A 21,390-nucleotide genomic window follows, 5' to 3' on the forward strand; every position below is an offset into this window, starting at 1 on the left:
GACAGAGAGATTTTTCGCGCTTCATGGTATGATAGAAGGAATGACATATTCATCCTGAGACAACCGGACTGCGCTGGGTCTGGAAAATAAAGGTTACACAAAAACCGTGTTTTGGGTTAAATAAAGAAATAAGGTGAGTAAATAATGAATACTGTAAATACCCGGGGAGCCCTTGCCCCCTTATCTCCGAGCAATGACCCATGGGATCCGATTGAATCCCTTCGTACATATGGCCGGCATGTGCTGACCAGTGTCGAAATGACGGTGACGCATTTGTGCAATATGCGCTGCGAGCACTGTGCGGTCGGCGATATGCTCGTCATGAAAGAGGCAGAATTTCTTCCGCTGGATTTGATGCTGCGGCGTCTGGACGAGGTCGAGCATCTGCAGACGATCAGCCTGACCGGAGGCGAGCCCTCCTTCCGGGAGAAGACGGTGAAAGAGGTGATCGTCCCTCTGCTCAAATATGCTCAGGACCGGGGAGTCCGCACGCAGATCAACTCCAATTTGACGCTGGATATCAGCAGATATGAGGCGATGCTGCCGTACCTTGACGTGATGCATATTTCGTTCAACTATTTGAACGGAGACGATTTCCATGAGGTGGGCTTCGCCAACAGCAACCATCCGGTTCCGAAGGAAACCGCCTACCGCATGTATGACAAAATGATGGAGAACGCCCTGAAGCTGAGCGAAGCGGGCATGTTCATTTCGGCGGAGTCCATGATTAATTACCGGACGCATACAAAGCTTGCAGGAATTCACAAACTAATAGGGGAAATGGGCTGCCGCCGCCATGAAGTGCATCCGATGTATGCCTCCAATTTTGCCACGGAGCTTCCGATGCTTTCTTTGGATGAGACGCGCAAGGCGATCCACAGCTTGCTGGATGTTCGCGATCCGCAGATGTGGATGCTGTTCGGAACACTCCCGTTCTTCGCCTGCAGCGATATTCACGAGGATCTGAAGCTGATCCGCAGGCTTGCGGATGAGCCGAACGTTACCGTGCGCAACGATCCTGACGGCCGCAACCGCGTCAACGTCAATTTGTTCTCGGGCGACGTCTACGTCACCGACTTTTCCGATATTCCGGCGTTCGGCAATATTCAAACCGGCCGCCTCGACGACATCTTTAATGCGTGGCAGACCGGGCATCCGCTGAACAAGACCGTGAACTGCCATTGCGACGCTGTGGGCTGCTGCGGACCGAATCTGCTCGTGAAGGACATGTATTATAAAGATACCGATTTTACCCTGAAAAAAGCGAACTTATTATAGAAATGGGGCGTTGTCATTGGACGGGGAGTTAGAAATAGGCAAACTGCTTTTAAACCTCTTTTTTGTTCTGCTGCTGGTATTTTTTAACGGCGTGTTTGTGGCCGCCGAATTTTCGCTTGTAAAAATGAGGCAGTCCCGGCTGACGCAGCTGGTCAGCGAAGGGAACCGGCTGGCCGGCTATGCGCTCCGGGTGAACAACAAACTGGACGCTTATTTGTCCGCTACCCAATTCGGCATTACGCTGGCATCCCTCGGTCTCGGCTGGATCGGGGAGCCGGCCATTTCGGAACTACTGGTAGAGCCTTTGATGTATAAAATGGGCGTTACCGACAGAACGCTCATCGCCACCGTATCCGTGGTGCTCGGGTTCTGTGTCATTACTTTCTTACATATCGTGCTTGGGGAACTGGCCCCCAAGTCGCTTGCCATTCAGAAGACGGAAGGGGCCGCACTGCTGCTGTCCGCACCGCTGATGGCCTTTTATAAAATATTTTTTCCTTTCATTTGGCTGCTCAACGCTTCCGCCAACGGATTGCTGCGCTTGTTCGGCGTTCATCCGGCCAGCGAAGCAGAAGCTGCGCATTCTGAAGAGGAGATCCGCATATTAATGAATCAGAGCGCCAAAAGCGGGGTCATCGATAAGGACGAGATGAAGCTGATGGACAACATCTTCGAGTTCTCCGACCTGCTGGCGCGCGAAATTATGCTCCCACGGACGGATATGGACTGCCTGTACACGACGAATACGCTGGAAGAGAACCTGCAGATCATCAGTGATACGAAGCATTCCCGTTATCCTGTCGCCGTGGAGGACAAGGACCAGATTATCGGATTTGTGCATATTACCGATTTTCTCCTGGCCGACGCCGAACATCAGAAGGAGCTGACCTCACTGGTCCGTCCGATTCTGAACGTGCCGGAGTCGATGGAAATCAGCCACGTGCTGCGCCTCATGCAGAAGAAGCATGCCCAGCTGACGCTGGTGGTCGACGAATACGGCGGCACGGCCGGCATGCTGACGGCCGAAGAGATCCTCGAAGAAATCGTCGGGGAGCTCTATGACGAATTTGAGGACGAGCGTCCCGATGTTGAAATCCAGGAGGATGTCATCTCGGTTGACGGGCGGATGCTGATCGAGGATGTCAACGATCTGACCGGCGTCATCATTGAGGATGACGAGGTTGATTCGATCGGCGGCTGGCTGTTCAAGGAGCTGGAAGGCAATCCGGTAAAAGGCAAAAAGGTCCAGGTGAGCAATTTCGTGTTTGAGGTCGAGGAATCGACCAAGCTCCGGATTACCCGGGTTAACATTCACCGCGTTGCCGATACGGAAGTCATCGACGAGGAGGAACAGGAAGGGACGGATAACGGGGATTAAGGAGTGAAGCATGACTGGCAAACAGCTGGTGTTCGTCGGTGTGGGACTGCTCCTGCTGTATTTGCTGTTTACGGCAGGCGCCCCATTTGTACTGGCCGCGCTCGTGGCCGTTTCGCTGGAGCCGATCAACCGGATGCTGATCGGGAGGCTGAAATGGAACCGTGTCGCTGCCGCTTCGCTTACATGTACGTTGTTTATGCTCATGATTCTTCTTTTGGTGTACATGCTGGGTTTTCAGGTTTTCGCCCAGCTGCTGGAATACTGGAAGAATGCGCCGGCATATTTTGCGTCGGCCGACGATTTCGTGCAGACGACGCTGATCCAGGCGAGAGGGCTGTTTGACCGGTTTCAGCCGGAGCTGGCCGAGAGCCTGAGGGAAATGCTGACCAATCTGACGTCATACGCCGAGTCGCTCATCAACTCGTTGTCGTCAACCTTTTTATCTTTTGCCAAGGGCATACCCGGCACGTTCGTGTTTTTGGTGGTTTTCTTTGTCGCTGTCTATCTGTTCAGCTTTGGACTGGAGACGATCAAGGCAGGGATTCTATCCCTGTTCGAGGAGGAGACCCAAGACCAGATCAACGAGGTGCTGCACAGCCTGAAACGGTCCATCTTCGGCTTTATTCAGGCCCAGATGATCCTGAGCGCTTTTACCTATGTATTGACGCTCACGGGGCTGCTCATCCTCGACATTCATTACCCGCTGGCGATCGCCCTGCTGATCATGGTCGTCGATATTTTGCCGATTCTGGGGGTCGGCTCGGTGCTGATTCCCTGGGCGGTATACCTGTTTATCGTGGGCGACTCTTATACCGGCTTTGGGCTGATGCTGCTGTTTGGGGTCATTACGATTGCCCGTCGGGTGGTCGAGCCTAAGATCATCGGCGATTCTGTCGGCATCGGTGCCCTGTCGGCTCTGGTGAGCATGTATATCGGCTTCAAGCTCGTCGGCGTGATCGGCGTATTTATCGGCCCGCTGGTGGTCATTATTTATTCGGCGGTCCGGAAAGCGGGACTGTTCCAGATCAAGATCAGATTTTAAAAGTTCATCATCTCATTGAAGGCTCGCGCTTCATCCAGCGCTTCGACAGAAGCTGCTAGAGTCCTTTACACTGACCCCTTGGCGGTAAATCGACCGCAAATCAGGGGTCTTTTTGTTGTCCCATGAACTTTTTTGTTCAGATTCCGCGGATGGGTCATATGTTTAATTACGAAGAGTGTCTGATTTTTCGCCTTCTCGAGGGAAATCAGCGACTTTAGTATGGACAACAAAAAGGAGGAGCAAGTGGTGAACTCACAGGTACGAGTGTATAAGCCTTTCATTGGCCCGTTTGATCCGTGCCCGCCGCTGCCTTACAGGACGTACGTCGTCCCGCCCAACCAGTATATCGTGTTCCAGCCTCTGGACTGGCCGCAATTCAGCCTCGCCGAGGCGCTGAAGCTGGGAACGCTTTGGCCGAACCTTTACAGCCCTTATGAATCTAAAGGCAAAAGAGTGGAGGAGGTGGGGAGTGATGGAGAATCAGTCTAAACCGGCGGTGGATCAGCGCTATTACGAGCTGCTTGAAAAGCTGCAGATGATCGATTTCGCCTTGGTCGAGCTGAATCTGTTCCTGGATACGCATCCGGACGATTTAAAAAGCATCGAGCAGTACAACCGGCTCGCCCAGGAGCGGATCCCGATCGTCCGGGAGTTTCAGGAATCCTATGGACCGTTGATGCATTTCGGCCATGCCTATTCGAAGTTCCCGTTTGAATGGCCGCAGGCCCCGTGGCCATGGCAGGTGTAACCGGCAAAGAATCTAAAGGAGGCGAATGTCCCGCATGTGGATATATGAAAAAAAGCTGCAGTATCCGGTCAGGGTCGGCAAGTGTGATCCATATATGGCCCGGTTGCTGCTGGAGCAGTACGGCGGTGCCGACGGGGAATTGGCCGCTGCCTTGAGATATTTGAATCAACGGTACACCATCCCGGATAAGGTCATCGGCATTCTCAACGACATCGGCACGGAGGAATTTGCCCATTTGGAAATGATTGCCACTATGGTTTATAAATTGACAAAAGATGCGACGCCGGATCAGCTGAAGGCGGCAGGACTCGCAGACCACTATGTCAATCATGACAAAGCATTGTACTACCAAAATGCAGCCGGGGTCCCATGGACGGCGGCGTACATTCAGGCCAAAGGCGATCCGCTCGCCGATTTATATGAGGACATCGCCGCCGAAGAAAAGGCCAGGGCTACATACCAGTGGCTGATTGACATGACGGATGACGTGGACCTGCAGGACGGACTGAAGTTCCTTCGGGAGCGGGAAATCGTCCATTCGACCCGGTTCCGGGAGGCCGTGGAGATCATTAAAGATGACCGGGGTAAAAAACGGTTCTTCTAAAGGCTAACCTTTTTTATGAACGACCGAAGTTTACAAGGCTTGGCACTTCCCTTATCATAGGCATGTAATTGGGTGATACTGAGTATTACGCATTAAAGCAGGCAATGAAAGGGAAGATAACCGATGGACAAAGAGAAGACATTGAACAAGCCGCAGGCGATATTGTTCGACATGGACGGCACGCTGTTCAAAACCGAATCGCTGCTGCTGCCGGCCCATCAGCGGTTGTTCGACAAGCTGCGGGAGGAGGGGCTTTATACTGCACCGACGCCTCCGGCGGAACGGATGATGGGCAGTCTCGGGATGCTGCTGGAAGACATTTGGAAAGTAGTCATGCCGGACGGAAGCGAACGTGCCCATGCACGTGCTAACGAGCTCCTTCTCCAGCTGGAATTGGAGGGGCTCAAGGCAGGGAACACCGAGCTCTATCCCGGCGTGAAGGAAACGCTGGCACGATTGAAGGAGCAGGGCGTGCGCCTGTATGTAGCAAGCAACGGGCTGGAGCATTACGTAAAAGGGATCGCGGAGGCCCACGGCATGCTGGACCTTTTTGACGGCCTGTACAGTGCCGGGGAGCACGGAACCAAATCAAAGGTGCATCTGGTGGAATTACTGCTTCAGCGCGAAGGTGTAAGCAGCGCCTGGATGGTGGGTGACCGATCTTCGGATGTGGAAGCCGGCCGGAAGAACGGCCTCGCCGTCATCGGATGCCAATATGCCGGGTTTGGAAACCCGGATGAACTGGCAGGGTCCGACGTCCTCATCAGCTCGTTCGACGAACTTCTGGGGCTGTATGCCTCATCGGTGTAAATCGGTTATGAGCCGCCTAAGAAGGAATAATCATAGCTGCATATAAAGAAAAACAAACCGCGCTAGAGCTGCGGTTTGTTTTCTTTAGTGTCGGCGGTTTCCGTCTTCTGCTTGTAAACCCACAGGGCGTACTCCAACGGTCTGGTAATGGCCGTGCGGTACAGTTCGGGCTCGCCGATCTGGGAGAAGACTTCCCTCGCGGGCTTGGGATTGACTTCGAGCAGGTAAATCCGCCCTTTCCGGTTGATGGCGAGATCGAGCGCGAGCTCGCACAATGGTCCGTACTGATGCTCCAGATAGGCGGCGATGTCCACGCCCATCTTGCCTGCCGTCGAGATTACTTCCTGCCGCTGCTCCTCATTCGTGATCCAAGAAGACAGCATTTGATGAGCGGGCACGGCTCTTCCGCCGCCGTGCAGGTTGGAGGTGACGCTCCGCGGCGCCCCCACCCGGCCGGCAATGCCGGTCAGCTGCCAATGTCCCTCCTTGTTTTTCTGCACCAGCATGCGGTAGTCATGAACCCGGCCGTCGGGAAGCTCCACGGCGATGCCTTCTTGGATCAAATACCGGTCCTTCATATTCCAGCCGCTCAGAATGGCGCCGAGCCGGGAAGCGTGGATTTTTTGCGGAGAGATGATTTTCCGCTGCTGATTCCGTCCTTGAATGTAGTACTGGGAAGCAGCTTTCAATTTTTCAATCCGTAAAATACCCCGCCCGCCGGTTCCGTTGATCGGTTTTAAAAATACGACAGACCTATTCTTCAGCATTTGGTGGACGTCTGTCAGTCCGTGATACAGGCGCGTTTCCGGCAGAAACTTCCGGAATTCCGCCTTTTTGGACAGCACCTCGTGAATGGTCCATTTGTTGCGGAGCGGTTTGTTCAGAAACAGCATCTTGCTGTACCGGCTCCGGAACTGCAGAAGCTGGGCAAAGCGGGGGCTTTTCTGGATGCGGCACCGGTCATAAATCATATCCGGGAAGTTTCTCCATCGCCGGGTCCACTTCTTTTGCTTTGCGTCGTATTCCATAGCAAAGATTTTTTTCTTGCTGTCGCTGACGTCCATCGGGGTAAACACAAATACGTCAAGTCCCAGCTTGCCGCCTTCAACGATCATTTTCTGATAGATCGGTTTTTCCTCCAAATGCTTATGCTCGTTCAGATACAGCGTCAAGATGCCTAACACGGGTAGCGGCACAGGGGATCACCTTCTTGGGTCAGAGTAATGGATGCACCATCCGGATCTCCACACGGCCCCTCCATGACCAGGGCGGGCTCTCCGGCAGCCCCCTGGTGGACGGCGACGGCGTGAAGTCCGGCGCGAAAGCACATTTTAACAAAAGGAAGCCGGCTCAGAAGAGCCTCGCAACGCATGGTGCCTAACTGCCGCAGCTGCGAGGCCAGAAGGGAGGTGCCGATCCCTCTTCCGCGGTACAGCGGATGGACGACGACGAGACACCCCTCGGTCCCGTAGCCCGATACAAAGCTGACACCGGCCAGACGTTCCCCGTCTTCGCATCGGACGGTTGCGGCCATAAGCGAGGTTCCCGGCGCAGCGAGCTGCTCCGCCGTCAATCGGGCAAGAAGAATGAACTCTGCGCGCGCCGCCTGATTTCCGCCGTGTTCAAACACAAATTTGAGAATTTTGGCGTGCTGGCGCAGCCAATCTTCACGGGTCGGGGTTATCGTTAAGATCTGCACCTGTCAATCACTTCCCTTGCAATTACATTTTAGGTTGATTGGAGAGATATTCGCTGTATTGGAAAATTCGCTTGAGAGACCGCTTCCGGATATGCGGTTCATCGAATTTCATCGGCTTGGCGTTTGCCTCAAAGAACCAGATATTTCCTAACTCGTCAATCCCGAGGTCCATCGACATCTCTCCATGTTCGTAGCCGGAAGCCTTCTCAATCTGGCGGGCGATGATGATCGCCGTCGTTCGGACGCGGTTTAAAATCACGGCCGACATCTCGGATCCGAATACATCGGACAGGAGCTTGCTGGGATCCTCAATCGTGCCGCCTCTCGGCACATGGGTCGTAATGCTCTTAGAACCCGCCATTCTGGCTCCGATACCGGTAACTCCCCATAAGCCTTTGTTGTTTTTTTGCAGCAGCGCCCTTAGGTCAAAGTGCCGGTTGTTAACGGATGCGAGCTCGATGCCCTGCTGAATAATATAGCGTGCGCTGCCGGTTTCGCTTTTGATCCGTGCCCAGAGGCGGTACAGATTCCGCGTTTTGTACGTGGTGCTGGATCGGTGGTGCTGAACTTTGAGCCGGTAGGGAAGCAGTTTGTCCCTCTGGTATCTCAGCATCATAATGCCTTTTCCGGCTTTTCCGCTTTCGGGCTTGAGGTAGAGACAAGGATAACGCTCAAGCATTTTCTGCAGCGTGCTCACGCTTGTGAAGCGTTTGGTTTTCGGTACCAGATGCTCCGTCGCTTTGGAGCTTCTGAGCCACTCGAACAGATGCCATTTGTTGAAAAAGTGCGGATTGAACAGCGAAATGGATGGATGTTTCATGCATTCCTTGATTTTCTGGCGCACAGCGGGCCGGAGTTCGTCTTCACGCTGCGGAATCCGGTTATAGATGACCTGGGGCAGCGGAAAATACTGCTGTTCCCAGGTCTCCTCGTCATTCAGCGTAAATCCTTTGATCCGATCCTCCGTCAGCTTCAGATCTTTAGCTGTGACTACATAGACAGGAAATCCCATTTTCTGTCCTGTCTTGACAATATCTTCAAAATTCTGTTGATTTCCCCGGAAATAACCGTGGGAATCCGACATGGTCAGGATGGCCACTACGGGTTTGTTGTCGGTATGACTCCGGATGTTCACTCCACATCCCTCCTGCGGAACTTGCTCAAATACAGGCAGTGTTCAAGAATATGCTCCACGGATGCCTTGCCTTCCGCTTTAAGGGAAGGATGGCTGAAAATGGAACGGCCCGGCTTGGCGTTCGCTTCAAACATCCACACCTTCTCGTCTTGGTCGATACCCAGGTCAAAACCGATTTCTCCAAGGAGGTGCTGGTGATGGAACTCAATCGCTTCGGCCAGAGTAATCGCGACTTTTTTGGCGTTTTGCAGCACCTCGTCGGATCTGTCGCCAAAGGTCCGGCTCAATGCCTGTTCAGGAGTAAGGAGGGAGCCGCCATTCTTCAGGTGGGTCGTTACGCTGCCGCGGCCGGCCTTTTTGGCACCGACACCGACAACAACCCATTTGTTGCTGCCGTTCTTATGCATATGGAAGCGGAAGTCAATCGGGCAGTTGTCGATTTCGACCAGCCGGATTCCCTGCTGAATGACATACGTTTCCAGGGTCCGGCCATGTCTGGATTTAAGCATCCGCATCAAGCTGTTGAAGTTGCTGAAACGGAGCAGGACGTTGCCGCCTCCCTTGCGGTAACGGGCGAAATATCCCCTTTTCGGGAGGTAAGTCAAACGATAGATGCCTTTTCCCAAGCTTCCTGCGGAAGGCTTATAGTACAGAAACTGATGCCTTTCAAGCATATCCTTGATCCGTTCCGGGGAAGGGTTGATATGGGATTCGGGCACGTACCGGTTCACCGTGTTGTCGTCTTCAAGCAGGCGGTAGATGTCGGATTTGTTGAAGAAGCTCCAGTTAAAAAACGGGATTCTCTTGCGGGTCAGCCGCTCTCTGAGCTGATTGATGGAAGAGGAGGTTTCCGCTTTCCGGCTCGGGAGGCGGTTGTAGACGACATCGGGCAGCGGAACGGTTTTACGGTAAAAGGTGCCGTTGTCGTTCAGAAAATAGCCCCGGACCGTCTCCTGCTGCCAGTTGATGTCCTTGGGCGTAAAGGCGAAAATATACGACTTCCTTTTCCCCTCGCGGAGAAGCTGTTTGATAAAATTCGTCCGGGAAGCGAACGGCTGCGATGGCGACGTGCTGGGTCCATCCGAGAGCACGCCGATCAGAGGACCGAGCTGGACTTCGTCCTCCTGGAGATTTCTCAGCATGACCCCGCCGGCGTTTGGAACGTGGATGCCGCTTCGGACACCGGAGCTGAGGAACAGATGCTTACCCGTCTTTTTTATGGGCTTAATGGTTGCGTTAACCATGTCTTTTCCCAGACGGAGCTGAATATTCTTTTTGCCGGACAGCTTGAGGCTTTTCATCAGCGAATTCGAAATGTAGACGACTTTCTCGGGCTGCTGCGAAAAATGAACATTACAAAATGTCAAACTCATCAATTTACCCTCCTAAGTTGTCGAAGCAATAAATAGCGGGCATAACGGAGCGGATTTTCCGTAGCGAGAACATCGCTGCCTGGTTCCCCAATGTGCCGGAAGGAGGTGCGCCCCGGTTTGGAATTGACTTCAAGCAGCCAGATTCTCCCTTTCGTATCAATGCCAAGATCGATACCCAGTTCTCCGAGCCGGCCATAACGGCTTTCCAGAATCGGCGGAATCTTCTCCGACAGATTATGAAGACGATCCCTTATGTGTTCTGCCCGGTCAGCCCCGAATTGTTCGGTCAGAAAAGGCAGGACAGACAGAGGTTTTCCTCCGCCGTGAAGGTTTGAGGTAATGCTGTCCGGGTTGCCCAGGCGCAGCGCCATGCCGGTATGCATCCACGAACCCGTTTCATTTTTTTGCATCAGCACTCTTACGTCAAAAGGGGCGCCGTCTGCGTTGTACAAATGCAGGAAGGGCTGAATCAGGTACGAACGGTCCCCGGTAAACCGCCGGATCCATGTTAGGCCTGAACTCGTATCGTCGAAATGCTTCACAAACGGCAGGTTGCTTGCGCTTCTTCCCCGGATCGTCAGAGATCCGTCTGCGGCATGGCGCGTGACGCGAAGCGTATTTTTTCCCTGGGATCCGCTCATCGGCTTCATGAACAGCTCGCCGTCATATTTCTCCAAGGTGCGCAGCAATTGGCTGCTCCCACGATAGACGGCAGTCGGGGGAAGAAACGGCAGCAGGCCGGGCTCCTTACGAAGTACTTGGTCCACATGCCCTTTCCCGGGAAGTCCGCGGGACCACAGGATCCACCTCTTCCCAGTAGGGGCGTCCGCAAGTAACCTCGCCGCTGCCCGGTATTCGCTGCCTCGCTGCGGAAAACAGCGGTCGTAGACGATATCCGGAAAGGGGACCGTGGCAGCGTGCCACGCCCCATCGCTGAAGATATATCCATGGATGCTTCTCTGTCCCTCCGGCACGCCCTCAGGGCAAAAAACGACGACCTGAATACCGTATTTCCTGCCGGCCACAGCCAATCGGCGGGCGTATCCTTCTCCCGAAAAGGGAGGGGAGCCCGGTGTGGAGGAACTTAAGATTCCAATGGTTCCGATTGTGGTTCTTTTCATCGCGGCACCTCCTAAAACCCTGACAAGAAGGCGCAGTATTCCAGCAGGCGTTTGACGGAAGGCCTTATTTTCTGTTCATGGAGCGGCGTATTGTCGTTTTTGGAAGGCTTGGAATTAACCTCGAGCAGCCATATTTTACCGGAGGTATCCATAGCCAGGTCGATGCCGAGTTCGCCGAAATGGGCGGGCAGCAGCGCATCCAGGCCTTTGGCGATGTCCAGCGAAGCCCGCTGCAGCTTGGCGTGTGCAGTGCTTTTCACGGCCGGCGGGAGGGCGCAGCGGTTCACAGCTTCCTTTACGGTGCTGAGGGTTCCGCCTCTGGCGAGGTTCGAGACAAAATGGTTCCCGCCCGCGATCCGGGCTACGACCGAAGTCACGCTCCATTTGCCGAGACCGTTCTTTTGGACGAGCGCACGGAAATCGATGGGCCGTTTGCTGTGGTCGATGAGCGTCAAGCCCTGCTGAATCTGGTAGCGGGTGCTCTTCATCTTTCCGGAGACGTTGGTAAACAGTTTGTTAAGGTTTGGATAACTTTGTTTTTTGGGCCCGCCCACCGATGTCGCCAAAGTTTGGTAGGTGCCGTCAGACTGCCTGGAGATCCGGATGATCCCTTTGCCGAGGCTGCCCCGCACCGGTTTCAGAAACACGACCGGATACTGGCTGCACATCTTCTTCAGGATGGAATAGCCGGTCAGCAGGTGCGATTCCGGCATCAGCCGGGATAAGGAGGAGTCCTGCTTCAGCGTGTCGAACACTTCATTTTTGTCCAAAAACTTTTCGTTGAATATGTGGCTCCCGTAGCGGGATTTTACTTCTTTCATAAAATGCTGTACGCTAGGTTTATTCTCCATTTTGCGTGTCGTCAGGCGGTTATTGATGACATCTGCGATAGGCATCGTTGTCTGGCGCCATCCGCCGTCATAGATCCAGCCCTGTATGCTGCTTGCACTCTCGGTGATGTGATTCGGAGTGAAGAAGTATACGTATGCACCCTGCTTGCGGCAGGCGTTGACGAGTTCCCTGCAGAACATGGAAATGGAACCGAACGGCTTTTCCGGCGTGTCAGGATAATCCCGGCTGATCAGGACACTGATGAGCGGACCCAGCCTGAGCGTTTTGCTGGATGGGCTGTATGCCACTCGGAGCACGGGACGGGACGCTAAGCCCATTTTGCGGGCCAGTGGCTCGCTGATGCGCAGGCCGGAATATTTTGCTGCGGAAATAACGGTGATCTCTTGTCTAAAGGAACCAAAGGACAGCTGCAGAGGCCGGTCGGTGGGAATCTTCCACTGTTTGATCAGTCTCTCGCCGAGCATGACGGTGTTTTCTTTCACAATGCCCGGGCTGAACGTTTGGACCGGTAGCTTTTTTTTGGACATCGTGGATCTCCTTCCAACAACAACTTGATGTCTACAGGGCAGATAAGGAGCATCTGCAATATTGCATGTAATGCATCATATGAGGACATATATCCCTTGGTGATTGACCCACTTTTATAAAAACCGGGATTTCAGCCCTTCATTTTTCCGGAGACGGTCGGATTCATAAGCTGTGATCGAAGCGAAAGCTTGCGATTATCGCAGGATTCACTTCCGCGGGAGCCAGCGGTCCGTCTTCCATAAAACACGCCGATTGGTAACTGCCCAAATTTAAGGAGGAAATGACAACCAATGAACATTTATGACAAAGCGCACGATTTGGCCAAAGCCCTAAAGGAAAGCTCGGAGGTCCAGGAAATCAGCTCGGCGATGAGTTTGATTGAAGCGGATCCGGAGAGCAAACAAATGCTCGAGGATTTCCGCCAGCGGCAGATGGAAATTCAGCAGCGGATGATGTCCGGGGATATGCCATCCCAGGAGGAGATGGAGAAGATGGAGAAGCTCTTCGACGTGCTCAGCCTGAACCTGAACATCCGCCGGTTGTTTGAAGCGGAGCGCCGCCTCAGCACGATCATTGAGGACGTGAATAAAATCATTTCGGACAGCCTCCAGCATCTGTACGGGGGACAAAGCCTGTAGGTTGGACAAAACTTTTCTCATATTTTCGCAGACCCCTTCATAGAGTAGAAATATAGAGTTACCAAATGAAGGAGCTGCGATGAGATGAAAAAAAGAAGCAAACTGAAACATTCCATTTACCTACTTCTCGCTCTGGCGATGCTGGTGTACGCTCTGCCCCGGATCAACTTCAGCGGCGGATGGACCTGGGCTTCCGGGTTCGGAGCGGCCTGGGCCGTGTTTGCCTTCCTGATAATCGGCTCACACCTGCATTATTTGCTTGGGGTGGACGAAGAGAAGCAAAGAGCGCTGGAGCGCATCCGCAAGGCCAAGCTGCAGCAGTGGCAGCTGAAATGGCCGGAGGAAACACAGCAGCGCCAGGAAAATGTATAAATGCGATAAAAAGCTGTCTTGCGCAATGTTATTGCGTGGAGGCGGCTTTTTTTGCGTTGTTATTTTCCGGCCTCAACCATGATATAATAGTACAGTATGGTACAGATAGAAACGTGGGGGTGTAACAGTTGGAGGGCCGCGATGAAACGATTACGAAACATGAGCAGCTGCTGCAGCATATCGAAGGGCTGAAAATTGGCACCAAGATTTCGGTCCGCAAGCTGGCGAAGGAAATGTCCGTTAGCGAAGGGACCGCTTACCGGGCGGTGAAGGACGCCGAAAACCTGGGCATCGTCGTGACCAAGGAAAGGATCGGCACCGTCCGGGTCGAGAAGAAGCCGCGGAATATTTCCGAGCAGCTCACCTTCGCCGACGTGGTCGAGATCGTGGAAGGCCACATGATCGGCGGAGCCGATGGACTGAATAAACATCTGCATAAATACGTCATCGGCGCCATGGAGGTGGATGCCATGGCCCGTTACATCGACGCGGGCAGCCTGCTCATCGTGGGCAACCGGGCCGACGCGCATTCGCTGGCGCTGGAGCAGGGAGCGGGCGTGCTCATTACCGGCGGATTCGGAACGAGCCGGGAGGTCAAGGAGCTGGCCGACACGCTCGACCTGCCGATTTTTTCATCGCGCCACGACACGTTTACGGTGGCATCGCTGATCAACCGGGCCATTTTCGACCGCCTGATCAAGAAGAAAATTATGATCGTGGAGGACATCGTCAACACCCGGGCCAAAATCCACGCCCTCAAGCTGTCGAGCACCGTGGCGGATTGCAAAGCGCTTGCGGATCAGACCGGACAGCTGCGGCTGCCGGTCATCGATGAGTGGAACCGGGTGCTCGGTATCGTGAACCGGAGCGATATGAAGGACCTGCCCGATGGGCAGAGCATCGAGAAGCTGCTGGTCCGCAATCCGGTCACGGCCGGACTGCAAACCTCGCTCGCGTCTGCAGCGCAGCTCATGATGTGGGAAGGCGTGGACTTTCTGCCGATCGTCGACCGCAACCGCAAGCTGGTGGCGACCGTGTCGCGGAAGGAAGTGCTTCAGGCTATGCGCGACGCCCGCAAGCAGCCGCAGCTCGGCGAGACGTTCGACCATTTGATCTGGAACGGATTTGCGGATGAGCGGGATGAGGAGGGAAGGCTCTTTTTCCACGGCTTTATTACGCCGCAGATGGCGACGGATCTCGGTACGATTTCGGAAGGCATCCTGACCACGGTGATGACGCAGGCGGCGCTGCGGGCGGCGAAGGATATGACGGGGAACGACTTTGTCCTGGATAACATGTCAACGTACTTCGTCCGCCCGGTGCAGATCGAGGATCCGGTGACCGTCATGCCGCGGCTGCTGGAGGCGAGCCGGCGGACGTGCAAGATCGAAATCGAAATGCTGCATGACGACAGCCTGGTGGCCAAGGCCGTGCTGACGCTTCATTCTATCGAGCATGGATAACAGGTAACGGACATGGCAGAATGGGCCATGGTCATAGCCAGACATAAATATAACCGGCAGCATCTTTGATCAAAGATACGGCCGGTTATTTGTTGTGTGTGGCCCCGCTTATCTCCCGCACGTTAAAGTTTGGGTCTTGTCCACGCTTGGAAGATTCAGATTACACTGCGCAATTGCAGCACCAGGTTCAAGCTTTCGTATCTGAGGATTTCATGCGGCTGAAATGGCCCCGATTGCGGATGCCCGCGAAAATATTGAACGCCCCGAGGACGAGGAACAGCCCCTCGATAACGACCGCGGCGGTCGATCCATGGAAAATAAACATGCAGATCAGCGCAAGCACGATCAGCATTATTCCAAGGCAGATATTCATATTCGAGCCGTACAAGCCCCGGTCACGGACATCGGCGGAACGCCGGGCGCGGTAGCTGTAGTAAGCGGAACATAAACAGGTAATCACCAGCAGCGCAAATAGGCAATAGCGGATGACGGAAATCATCGAATGCTGCAGCTCCTTTACTGTCAATAACTTCAATATTCCTCATTGTATCACGATTTGCCGACCGAAGCGACACTTTGAGGCTCGATGTCGATCCAGATCTGGAGCACGCCCTCCGCCACCAGCATCGTCTTGATTTCGATGGAATATTCCTTATCGCGCACCCTGTAAATTTTACGATTGAGGAGGTTCCGGGCGATTTTGCTGTCCTCGTCGATATCGAAAATGTTCCGGCCCCGCAGCACCTCCAGATCCTCGCCGAGCTTGCGGATCACTTCCTTGACGATGACCGGATCGAGAGGCGGGTCCTGCTGCTCCGCACGGATTTTGATTTCCTTGATCACGGTCTGCTGATTGTTGTATTTTTTCAGCGTTTTGATGTCGTCCTCGTATTGCTGGATCCGAAGCTCCAGGTCCTGATTGGACGCCCAAAGCATGTCAAAGCTGGAGTGGAACACCGAATTATACACGACGCTTCCGATAATGGCGCCCAAGACGAAGACGGCGGTCAGCTGGGAGAAATGGCGGTATCGGCTGAACGGAGGAATTCGCATCGGCTACTCCCTGCCGCCGCAAACCCATTTGACCAGCTCGCTGCCCATGTGAGCGCCGAGGAAGGCGAAGAGGAGAAACAGAACCTGTTTGATGGCGGGGGAAAGATTGCCCCCCATAAAATTGCTCTCGATGACCCGCATCGGATCGATCGTGCCGCCGATCGCCGCCGCCATCGCCCATATTTTAATCCGATCGGCCACCTCGAGCATGGTGTGTGTCGGTGATTGCAGCGAAATGACGGCACCGATCCCGCCGACCATCGCACCGCCCAGCACGATGCCGAAAGCGATAAAGAAGTCCAGTATGGCTTTGGATAAAAACACGCTCATGATTCCCAGTCCTTTCCCAAGGAGGTCGGAAACGCCTTGTCCAGCGGTTTCCTTATTCCATTCTATGGGCGGTCCTAGGCGGATTATGATAAAATAATAAATAGTGCATGAAACGTTAAAAACCAGTGATCACTGCGGCGAAAAGGAGACGAGACATGAGTTCATTTGTGCATCTTCACGTGCATAGCGAATACAGCCTTCTGGATGGAGCGGCACGGATCTCGGACCTTGTCCGGCGAGCCGCGGAGAACGGAATGAAGGCGCTGGCGCTGACTGACCATGGGGTCATGTACGGCGCGGTGCCATTTTATAAAGCCTGTGTGGCGGAAGGCATCAAGCCGATCATCGGCTGCGAGGCCTACCTGACGGCCGGTTCCCGCAAAGAGCGCGGCAGCCGCAAGGATCAGCCGATCTATCACCTGATCCTGCTGGCCAAGAACGAGACGGGTTACCGCAATCTGATGAAGCTGTGCTCCATCGGGCATTTGGAAGGTTTTCACTATAAACCGCGCATCGACATGGATGCGCTCGCGAAACATCATGAGGGCATCATCTGCCTGAGCGCCTGCCTCGGCGGGGAAGTGCCTCAGCATCTGCTGCACGGCCGGACTGAGGAGGCGCGTCGGGCGGCGCTGCGGTACCGTGACATTTTCGGCGAAGATTTTTACCTGGAGCTGCAGGACCATGGGCTGCCCGAACAGAAGCGGGTTAATCCGCAGCTGATCGAGCTTGCCCGGGAGCTGGACGTTCCGCTCGTGGCGACCAACGACGTCCACTATCTCGTCCGTGAAGATGCCTCCATGCAGGACGTGCTGATCTGTATCGGTACGGGGAAAACGGTAGAGGACGAGGACCGGCTGCAGATTCAGACGGACCAGCTGTATCTGAAGAGCGGAGAGGAAATGGCCCGCTTGTTCCCGCATGTCCGGGAAGCTCTGGACAATACGCTCCTCATTGCGGACAAATGCAGCCTGGAGCTCGAATTCGGCCGGTCTATTCTGCCGGAATACCGCCCGCTTCCCCAGGGGCAGACGGCTGCCGAATACTTGCGGACCCTGTGTCTGGAAGGACTGGAGAGCCGCTACAGCACGACCGGCCTGTGGGACACCGAAGAAGGAAAAAGAGAGCTTCTCCAGCGCCTCGACTACGAGCTCGGCGTCATCGGCAGCATGGGGTTCAGCGATTACTTCCTCATCGTTTGGGATTTTATCGCGTATGCGCACCGGCAGGGAATCGTGACCGGTCCCGGACGGGGCTCATCCGCGGGCAGTCTCGTCGCTTACGTGCTCCGTATCACGAACGTTGATCCGATCAAGTACAACCTGCTGTTCGAACGCTTCCTGAACCCGGAGCGGGTGACCATGCCGGATATCGATATCGACTTCAGCGACGAACGCCGCGACGAAGTAATCGAGTACGTGGCCGATAAATACGGAAGCGAACACGTCGCGCAGATCATCACCTTCGGGACGATGGCCGCCCGCGCGGCGGTACGCGACGTGGGACGCGCCTTGAACGTATCGTACGGCGAGGTGGACAAGGCGGCCAAGCTCATCCCGAATGCACACGGCATCAACATCCGCCGGGCGATGGAAATCAGCGACGAGCTGAAGAAGCTGTACGAGCAGAGCCCCAAAACCCGCGAGATGCTCGATATGGCCATGAAGGTCGAAGGCATGCCGCGGCACGCGTCGACCCACGCCGCGGGCGTGGTCATATCGCGCGACCCGCTGACCGATGCGGTCCCGCTGCAGGAAGGCAGCGAGCGAACCGCGCTGACCCAATATCCGATGGAGCAGCTGGAAAGCATCGGCCTGCTCAAAATGGACTTTCTCGGTCTGCGCACCCTGTCGATCATCGAGCGGTCCATGCGCTGGATCGGGGAAATGACCGGCAGCGCGCCGGACTTCGCGCAGGTTCCGGACAATGACCCGCTGACCTATGAGATGCTGGGGAGCGGAGATACGACCGGCGTGTTCCAGCTGGAGTCCGCCGGCATGCGGCGGGTGCTCAAAGAGCTGAAGCCAAGCGTATTCGAGGACGTCATCTCGGTCGTGGCGCTGTACCGCCCGGGTCCGATGGAGTTTATCCCGAATTTCATTCAGGCGAAGCATGGTACCATCCAGGTCGACTACCCGCATGACGATTTGAAGCCGATCCTGGCCGATACCTACGGTATCATTGTGTACCAGGAGCAGATCATGAAAATCGCCTCGCTGATGGCGGGCTTCTCACTCGGGGAAGCCGATCTGCTGCGGCGTGCCGTGTCCAAGAAGAAGCGGGAAGTGCTCGACCGTGAGCGCAGCCACTTCGTGGAGGGCAGCCTGAAGCAGGGATATACCGAAGTGGATGCGAACAAGGTATACGACATGATCGTGCGCTTTGCCGATTACGGTTTCCCAAGAGCCCACGCGGCAGCGTACGCTGTTCTGGCATTCCAGACCGCTTATCTCAAGGCGCACTATCCGGTGCAGTTCATGGCCTCGATGCTGACGGCCGTCATGGGCAGCCACCGGAAGGTCGCGGAATACGTGGTGGAGTGCCGCCGGATGAACATCAAGGTGCTGCCGCCCGACGTCAACGAGAGCGGCGTGCTGTTTACACCGGTGGCGGTAAGCGCGGAGAACGGGCAGCCGGCCGAAGGGCCGGGGCATATCCGTTTCGGGCTGGGGGCTATCAAAAACGTGGGTACCCAGGCCGTGGAAAACATGATGCGCGTCCGGGAAGAGAAGCCGTTCGAAAGCCTGCTCGACTTCTGCCGCCGGATCGATCTGCGCGTCTGCAACAAACGGGTGATCGAGTCGCTGATCCAGGCGGGCGCCTTCGATTCGCTGCCGGGCCACCGCGCGCAGCTGCTCGCCATGCTGGACGAGACCGTCGATGCCGCCGTCAAATGGCGTAAGGAACGCGAGGATCTGCAGATCCAGCTGTTTGATTTTGTCGAAACGACGAATTGGGAGATCGAATATCCTGACATTCCGCCGTTTTCCGTTTCCCAGCAGCTGGAGCACGAGCGCGAGCTGCTCGGTCTGTATCTGTCCGGCCACCCCCTGGACGACTTTGATGAAGTATTGGACGAACCGGGCGTGGAGCGGCTGATGAACCTGGCCGAAGCTCCGGATGAGACGAAGGTGGTCGTCGCCGGCATGGTCGTGTCGGTGAAGTCGATCACGACCAAGCAGGGCAAAGCGATGGCCTTCATGGAGCTGGAAGACCAGATCGAACGCTGCGAAGTGGTGCTGTTCCCTGAAGTTTGGAAGCGCAGCTCGAGCTATGTCGGCAAGGGCGAGCTGCTGGCACTGCGCGCCAAGGTGCAGCAGCAGGACGAGGGCTTCAAGCTCCTCGCCGAGGAAGTGCTGCCGCTGGCCGGGGCCCCGCTTGCCCAGATGGTCAAGCGGAACCAGGCGCCAGCCGGCGGCAGATCCTTTGCCGCGGGGCCGGGGTCCTCGCGGCGGCAGGGCGCGCCTGCAGGCCGCCCCGCTCCGCAGGCAGCGGCAAGCGATGCTGCCGCGCCGGCCGACGCCCCGGCGCGCAAGGAGCAGGGCGGCGGCGCACCCGCCCCGGCGAAGGAACAAGCGCGCCGCCCCACAACGGCGGAGCAGCGCGTCTTCGTTAAGATTACGCCGGAAGCGGAGAACCCGGACCTGCTTGCCAAGCTGAAGCAGCTGCTTCAGGAGCATCCGGGTCCGGTGGCCACGGTGCTCTTTTACGAGCAAAGCCAAAAGCTCCTTGCGCTCAGCGACAACTATCGGATCAAACCGTCGCCCGAATTTTTCGAAATGATCGAAAACATGCTCGGAAAAGGGACGGTCCGGATTAAATAGAAGCACGGATCAAAGGGCGGCTGGCACAACCGCCGGCAACAGTTCAATAGTTCAATAGTTCATTGACCCTCCGGGCTTCTGCGGAAATGACACAGATTTTACGAACGTTTCCCGAGCCTCCTGCATACACTTAGGAACACCTAGGGACAACATTATCATGTGCCGCCCGGCTGCCTTGGGCAGACGCATCTTTTCGAAGGACCCGGGGGCGGGCGTGCCGTGCGGGAGGAATAAACATGTCATATGATGCAGCGATTGCCATGCTGAGCCGCAGGGGAGTCAAAGTCGGGGACATTGCCGATATCGTGTATAAACTGCAAATCCCGTACCATCCGGAACTGGAGATCGACGAATGCGTGGAGAGCGTGAACGCCGTCCTCGGCAAAAGGGAAGTGCAGTACACGCTGGTGACCGGGATGGCGCTTGACGAGCTGGCGGAGAAGAAGCTTCTTCCCGAGCCTTTGCAGGCGATCATGGAGGCGGACGAACCACTGTACGGAGTGGACGAGACGTTGGCGCTCGGCATTACGAGCGTGTACGGCATGATCGGACTGACAAGTTTTGGTTTTTTGGATAAAGAAAAAATCGGTATTATCGATACCCTGAACAATAAAAAGGACGAGATCCACGTTTTTCTCGATGATCTGGTCGCCGGGCTCGCCGCCGCGGCATCCGCGAGGATCGCCCACCGGTACAAGGGAGCCAAGCAGTATCCGTCCGCTTCCGGAAATTCCGGGTTGTAACGCCTGAAGGCCTTGAACGAACCCTCTGATCGGCCTGCCCGCGTCCCATCACTTTGTTGCGGGAAAAAACGGAGTTATGTTATCATTACTCTATTATACGTGCTCAGAACATGAGATTAGGGGGTTCTGCAAGGAATGTGGACGGTCATCTATATCGCACCTACCGCCAAGGTAGCGGAAATGATCACGACCAAATTAACGGAAGAGGGATTTTTGGTTAAAAGCCGTCCGATCAATTTATCCAAGCAGCAGTTCGAGATTTTGGTTCCCTCTGGTGAGCTGGAGGAAGTCCAGGAAGTGCTTAATTCCATTTTGCATCCTTAATTTTAAGGAAACAAAGTGACGTTTATAGAGGCAGAGTGAAGAGCGGCTGGGCAAATTAACGGCTGAGAGGTGTAG

The 21,390-nt window shown here is 55.1% G+C and carries 22 protein-coding genes; 13 read left to right on the forward strand and 9 right to left on the reverse strand.

The features are described from left to right. Positions 1–144: 144 nt before the first annotated feature. The 7 genes from yfkAB to BCV73_RS02300 all read left to right on the forward strand — a co-directional run bounded on the left by yfkAB (position 145) and on the right by BCV73_RS02300 (position 5,860). Positions 145–1,278, forward strand: a complete 1,134-nt coding sequence (gene yfkAB, locus BCV73_RS02270) for a radical SAM/CxCxxxxC motif protein YfkAB (protein ID WP_089545806.1) — start codon at positions 145–147, stop codon at positions 1,276–1,278. Positions 1,279–1,294: 16 nt separating this feature from the next. After that, positions 1,295–2,656: a hemolysin family protein gene (locus tag BCV73_RS02275; protein WP_076170489.1), complete on the forward strand. Its 1,362-nt coding sequence runs from the start codon at positions 1,295–1,297 to the stop codon at positions 2,654–2,656. 10 nt (positions 2,657–2,666) lie between these two features. Next, positions 2,667–3,698 (forward strand): sporulation integral membrane protein YtvI, encoded by a 1,032-nt coding sequence (ytvI, locus tag BCV73_RS02280; RefSeq protein ID WP_076170488.1) that lies wholly within the window; start codon positions 2,667–2,669, stop codon positions 3,696–3,698. A gap of 246 nt (positions 3,699–3,944) precedes the next feature. Then, positions 3,945–4,187, forward strand: a complete 243-nt coding sequence (locus BCV73_RS02285) for a spore coat associated protein CotJA (RefSeq protein WP_275541914.1) — start codon at positions 3,945–3,947, stop codon at positions 4,185–4,187. Continuing rightward, positions 4,171–4,446 (forward strand): spore coat protein CotJB, encoded by a 276-nt coding sequence (locus BCV73_RS02290; protein ID WP_076170486.1) that lies wholly within the window; start codon positions 4,171–4,173, stop codon positions 4,444–4,446. The genes BCV73_RS02285 and BCV73_RS02290 overlap by 17 nt, the downstream gene beginning before the upstream one ends. Before the next feature lie 34 nt (positions 4,447–4,480). Further along, complete coding sequence (locus BCV73_RS02295; protein WP_076170485.1) at positions 4,481–5,050, forward strand: manganese catalase family protein; 570 nt, start codon at positions 4,481–4,483, stop codon at positions 5,048–5,050. Between the two features lie 123 nt (positions 5,051–5,173). After that, a complete protein-coding gene (locus BCV73_RS02300) occupies positions 5,174–5,860 on the forward strand; it encodes an HAD family hydrolase (RefSeq protein ID WP_089545808.1) in 687 nt (228 codons plus the stop codon). 62 nt (positions 5,861–5,922) lie between these two features. Here BCV73_RS02300 and BCV73_RS02305 read toward each other — a convergent pair whose 3' ends face one another. Genes BCV73_RS02305 through BCV73_RS02330 form a run of 6 tightly spaced genes read right to left on the reverse strand, consistent with a single transcriptional unit; the run spans position 5,923 to position 12,567 of the window. Next, positions 5,923–7,056, reverse strand: a complete 1,134-nt coding sequence (locus BCV73_RS02305; protein WP_089545809.1) for a YheC/YheD family endospore coat-associated protein — start codon at positions 7,054–7,056, stop codon at positions 5,923–5,925. Beyond that, positions 7,038–7,559 carry a GNAT family N-acetyltransferase gene (locus tag BCV73_RS02310; RefSeq protein ID WP_089545810.1) on the reverse strand — a complete coding sequence of 174 codons (522 nt, stop codon included), beginning with the start codon at positions 7,557–7,559 and terminating at the stop codon, positions 7,038–7,040. The genes BCV73_RS02305 and BCV73_RS02310 overlap by 19 nt, the downstream gene beginning before the upstream one ends. Before the next feature lie 22 nt (positions 7,560–7,581). Next, on the reverse strand, positions 7,582–8,688 hold the full coding sequence (locus tag BCV73_RS02315; RefSeq protein ID WP_076170808.1) for a YheC/YheD family endospore coat-associated protein: 1,107 nt from the start codon (positions 8,686–8,688) through the stop codon (positions 7,582–7,584). Positions 8,689–8,690: 2 nt separating this feature from the next. Continuing rightward, entirely contained in the window at positions 8,691–10,067 is a 1,377-nt protein-coding gene (locus BCV73_RS02320; RefSeq protein ID WP_089545811.1) for a YheC/YheD family endospore coat-associated protein, read from the reverse strand. Continuing rightward, complete coding sequence (locus BCV73_RS02325) at positions 10,067–11,188, reverse strand: YheC/YheD family endospore coat-associated protein (RefSeq protein WP_089545812.1); 1,122 nt, start codon at positions 11,186–11,188, stop codon at positions 10,067–10,069. The genes BCV73_RS02320 and BCV73_RS02325 overlap by 1 nt, the downstream gene beginning before the upstream one ends. 11 nt (positions 11,189–11,199) lie before the next feature. Continuing rightward, positions 11,200–12,567: a YheC/YheD family endospore coat-associated protein gene (locus BCV73_RS02330; RefSeq protein WP_089545813.1), complete on the reverse strand. Its 1,368-nt coding sequence runs from the start codon at positions 12,565–12,567 to the stop codon at positions 11,200–11,202. A 291-nt stretch (positions 12,568–12,858) separates the two neighbouring features. On the opposite strand from BCV73_RS02330, the gene BCV73_RS02335 reads away from it, so the two are divergent. The 3 genes from BCV73_RS02335 to BCV73_RS02345 all read left to right on the forward strand — a co-directional run bounded on the left by BCV73_RS02335 (position 12,859) and on the right by BCV73_RS02345 (position 15,041). Further along, the gene (locus BCV73_RS02335; RefSeq protein ID WP_089545814.1) at positions 12,859–13,206 is read left to right on the forward strand and encodes a YlbF/YmcA family competence regulator; all 348 of its coding nucleotides are present in this window, start codon (positions 12,859–12,861) and stop codon (positions 13,204–13,206) included. An 84-nt stretch (positions 13,207–13,290) separates the two neighbouring features. Next, a complete protein-coding gene (locus BCV73_RS02340) occupies positions 13,291–13,578 on the forward strand; it encodes a hypothetical protein (RefSeq protein WP_076170477.1) in 288 nt (95 codons plus the stop codon). Positions 13,579–13,706: 128 nt separating this feature from the next. After that, complete coding sequence (locus tag BCV73_RS02345; RefSeq protein WP_089545815.1) at positions 13,707–15,041, forward strand: DRTGG domain-containing protein; 1,335 nt, start codon at positions 13,707–13,709, stop codon at positions 15,039–15,041. Between the two features lie 187 nt (positions 15,042–15,228). On the opposite strand, the gene BCV73_RS02350 is transcribed toward BCV73_RS02345, so the two are convergent. From BCV73_RS02350 to BCV73_RS02360, 3 genes are read right to left on the reverse strand one after another with little or no spacing between them, the layout of a single operon-like run. Continuing rightward, complete coding sequence (locus tag BCV73_RS02350; protein WP_306434115.1) at positions 15,229–15,567, reverse strand: YtpI family protein; 339 nt, start codon at positions 15,565–15,567, stop codon at positions 15,229–15,231. A 23-nt stretch (positions 15,568–15,590) separates the two neighbouring features. Continuing rightward, positions 15,591–16,094: a sporulation membrane protein YtrI gene (locus tag BCV73_RS02355; protein ID WP_089545816.1), complete on the reverse strand. Its 504-nt coding sequence runs from the start codon at positions 16,092–16,094 to the stop codon at positions 15,591–15,593. A 3-nt stretch (positions 16,095–16,097) separates the two neighbouring features. Beyond that, a complete protein-coding gene (locus BCV73_RS02360) occupies positions 16,098–16,424 on the reverse strand; it encodes a YtrH family sporulation protein (protein WP_076170474.1) in 327 nt (108 codons plus the stop codon). Positions 16,425–16,579: 155 nt separating this feature from the next. On the opposite strand from BCV73_RS02360, the gene BCV73_RS02365 reads away from it, so the two are divergent. From BCV73_RS02365 to BCV73_RS02375, 3 genes are all read left to right on the forward strand, one after another. After that, complete coding sequence (locus tag BCV73_RS02365; protein WP_089545817.1) at positions 16,580–20,248, forward strand: DNA polymerase III subunit alpha; 3,669 nt, start codon at positions 16,580–16,582, stop codon at positions 20,246–20,248. 236 nt (positions 20,249–20,484) lie between these two features. Continuing rightward, positions 20,485–20,991 (forward strand): phosphatidylglycerophosphatase A family protein, encoded by a 507-nt coding sequence (locus BCV73_RS02370; protein WP_089545818.1) that lies wholly within the window; start codon positions 20,485–20,487, stop codon positions 20,989–20,991. Positions 20,992–21,126: 135 nt separating this feature from the next. Further along, entirely contained in the window at positions 21,127–21,315 is a 189-nt protein-coding gene (locus tag BCV73_RS02375) for a glutamate decarboxylase (RefSeq protein WP_076170471.1), read from the forward strand. Positions 21,316–21,390 lie beyond the last annotated feature (75 nt).

This window comes from Paenibacillus sp. SSG-1, from assembly GCF_002224835.1.
In the GTDB taxonomy this organism is placed as follows: Bacteria; Bacillota; Bacilli; order Paenibacillales; family Paenibacillaceae; genus Paenibacillus_AQ; species Paenibacillus_AQ favisporus.

Excerpts from the sequence above, each read along its gene's own strand:
- BCV73_RS02370 (WP_089545818.1), top strand. The coding sequence starts at position 20,485 with ATGTCATATGATGCAGCGATTGCCATGCTGAGCCGCAGGGGAGTCAAA.
- BCV73_RS02290 (WP_076170486.1), top strand. The coding sequence starts at position 4,171 with ATGGAGAATCAGTCTAAACCGGCGGTGGATCAGCGCTATTACGAGCTG.
- BCV73_RS02320 (WP_089545811.1), bottom strand. The coding sequence starts at position 10,067 with ATGAGTTTGACATTTTGTAATGTTCATTTTTCGCAGCAGCCCGAGAAA.
- BCV73_RS02295 (WP_076170485.1), top strand. The coding sequence starts at position 4,481 with ATGTGGATATATGAAAAAAAGCTGCAGTATCCGGTCAGGGTCGGCAAG.
- yfkAB (WP_089545806.1), top strand. The coding sequence starts at position 145 with ATGAATACTGTAAATACCCGGGGAGCCCTTGCCCCCTTATCTCCGAGC.
- BCV73_RS02330 (WP_089545813.1), bottom strand. The coding sequence starts at position 12,567 with ATGTCCAAAAAAAAGCTACCGGTCCAAACGTTCAGCCCGGGCATTGTG.
- BCV73_RS02325 (WP_089545812.1), bottom strand. The coding sequence starts at position 11,188 with ATGAAAAGAACCACAATCGGAACCATTGGAATCTTAAGTTCCTCCACA.
- BCV73_RS02365 (WP_089545817.1), top strand. The coding sequence starts at position 16,580 with ATGAGTTCATTTGTGCATCTTCACGTGCATAGCGAATACAGCCTTCTG.
- BCV73_RS02375 (WP_076170471.1), top strand. The coding sequence starts at position 21,127 with ATGTGGACGGTCATCTATATCGCACCTACCGCCAAGGTAGCGGAAATG.
- ytvI (WP_076170488.1), top strand. The coding sequence starts at position 2,667 with ATGACTGGCAAACAGCTGGTGTTCGTCGGTGTGGGACTGCTCCTGCTG.
- BCV73_RS02335 (WP_089545814.1), top strand. The coding sequence starts at position 12,859 with ATGAACATTTATGACAAAGCGCACGATTTGGCCAAAGCCCTAAAGGAA.
- BCV73_RS02300 (WP_089545808.1), top strand. The coding sequence starts at position 5,174 with ATGGACAAAGAGAAGACATTGAACAAGCCGCAGGCGATATTGTTCGAC.
- BCV73_RS02340 (WP_076170477.1), top strand. The coding sequence starts at position 13,291 with ATGAAAAAAAGAAGCAAACTGAAACATTCCATTTACCTACTTCTCGCT.
- BCV73_RS02360 (WP_076170474.1), bottom strand. The coding sequence starts at position 16,424 with ATGAGCGTGTTTTTATCCAAAGCCATACTGGACTTCTTTATCGCTTTC.
- BCV73_RS02355 (WP_089545816.1), bottom strand. The coding sequence starts at position 16,094 with ATGCGAATTCCTCCGTTCAGCCGATACCGCCATTTCTCCCAGCTGACC.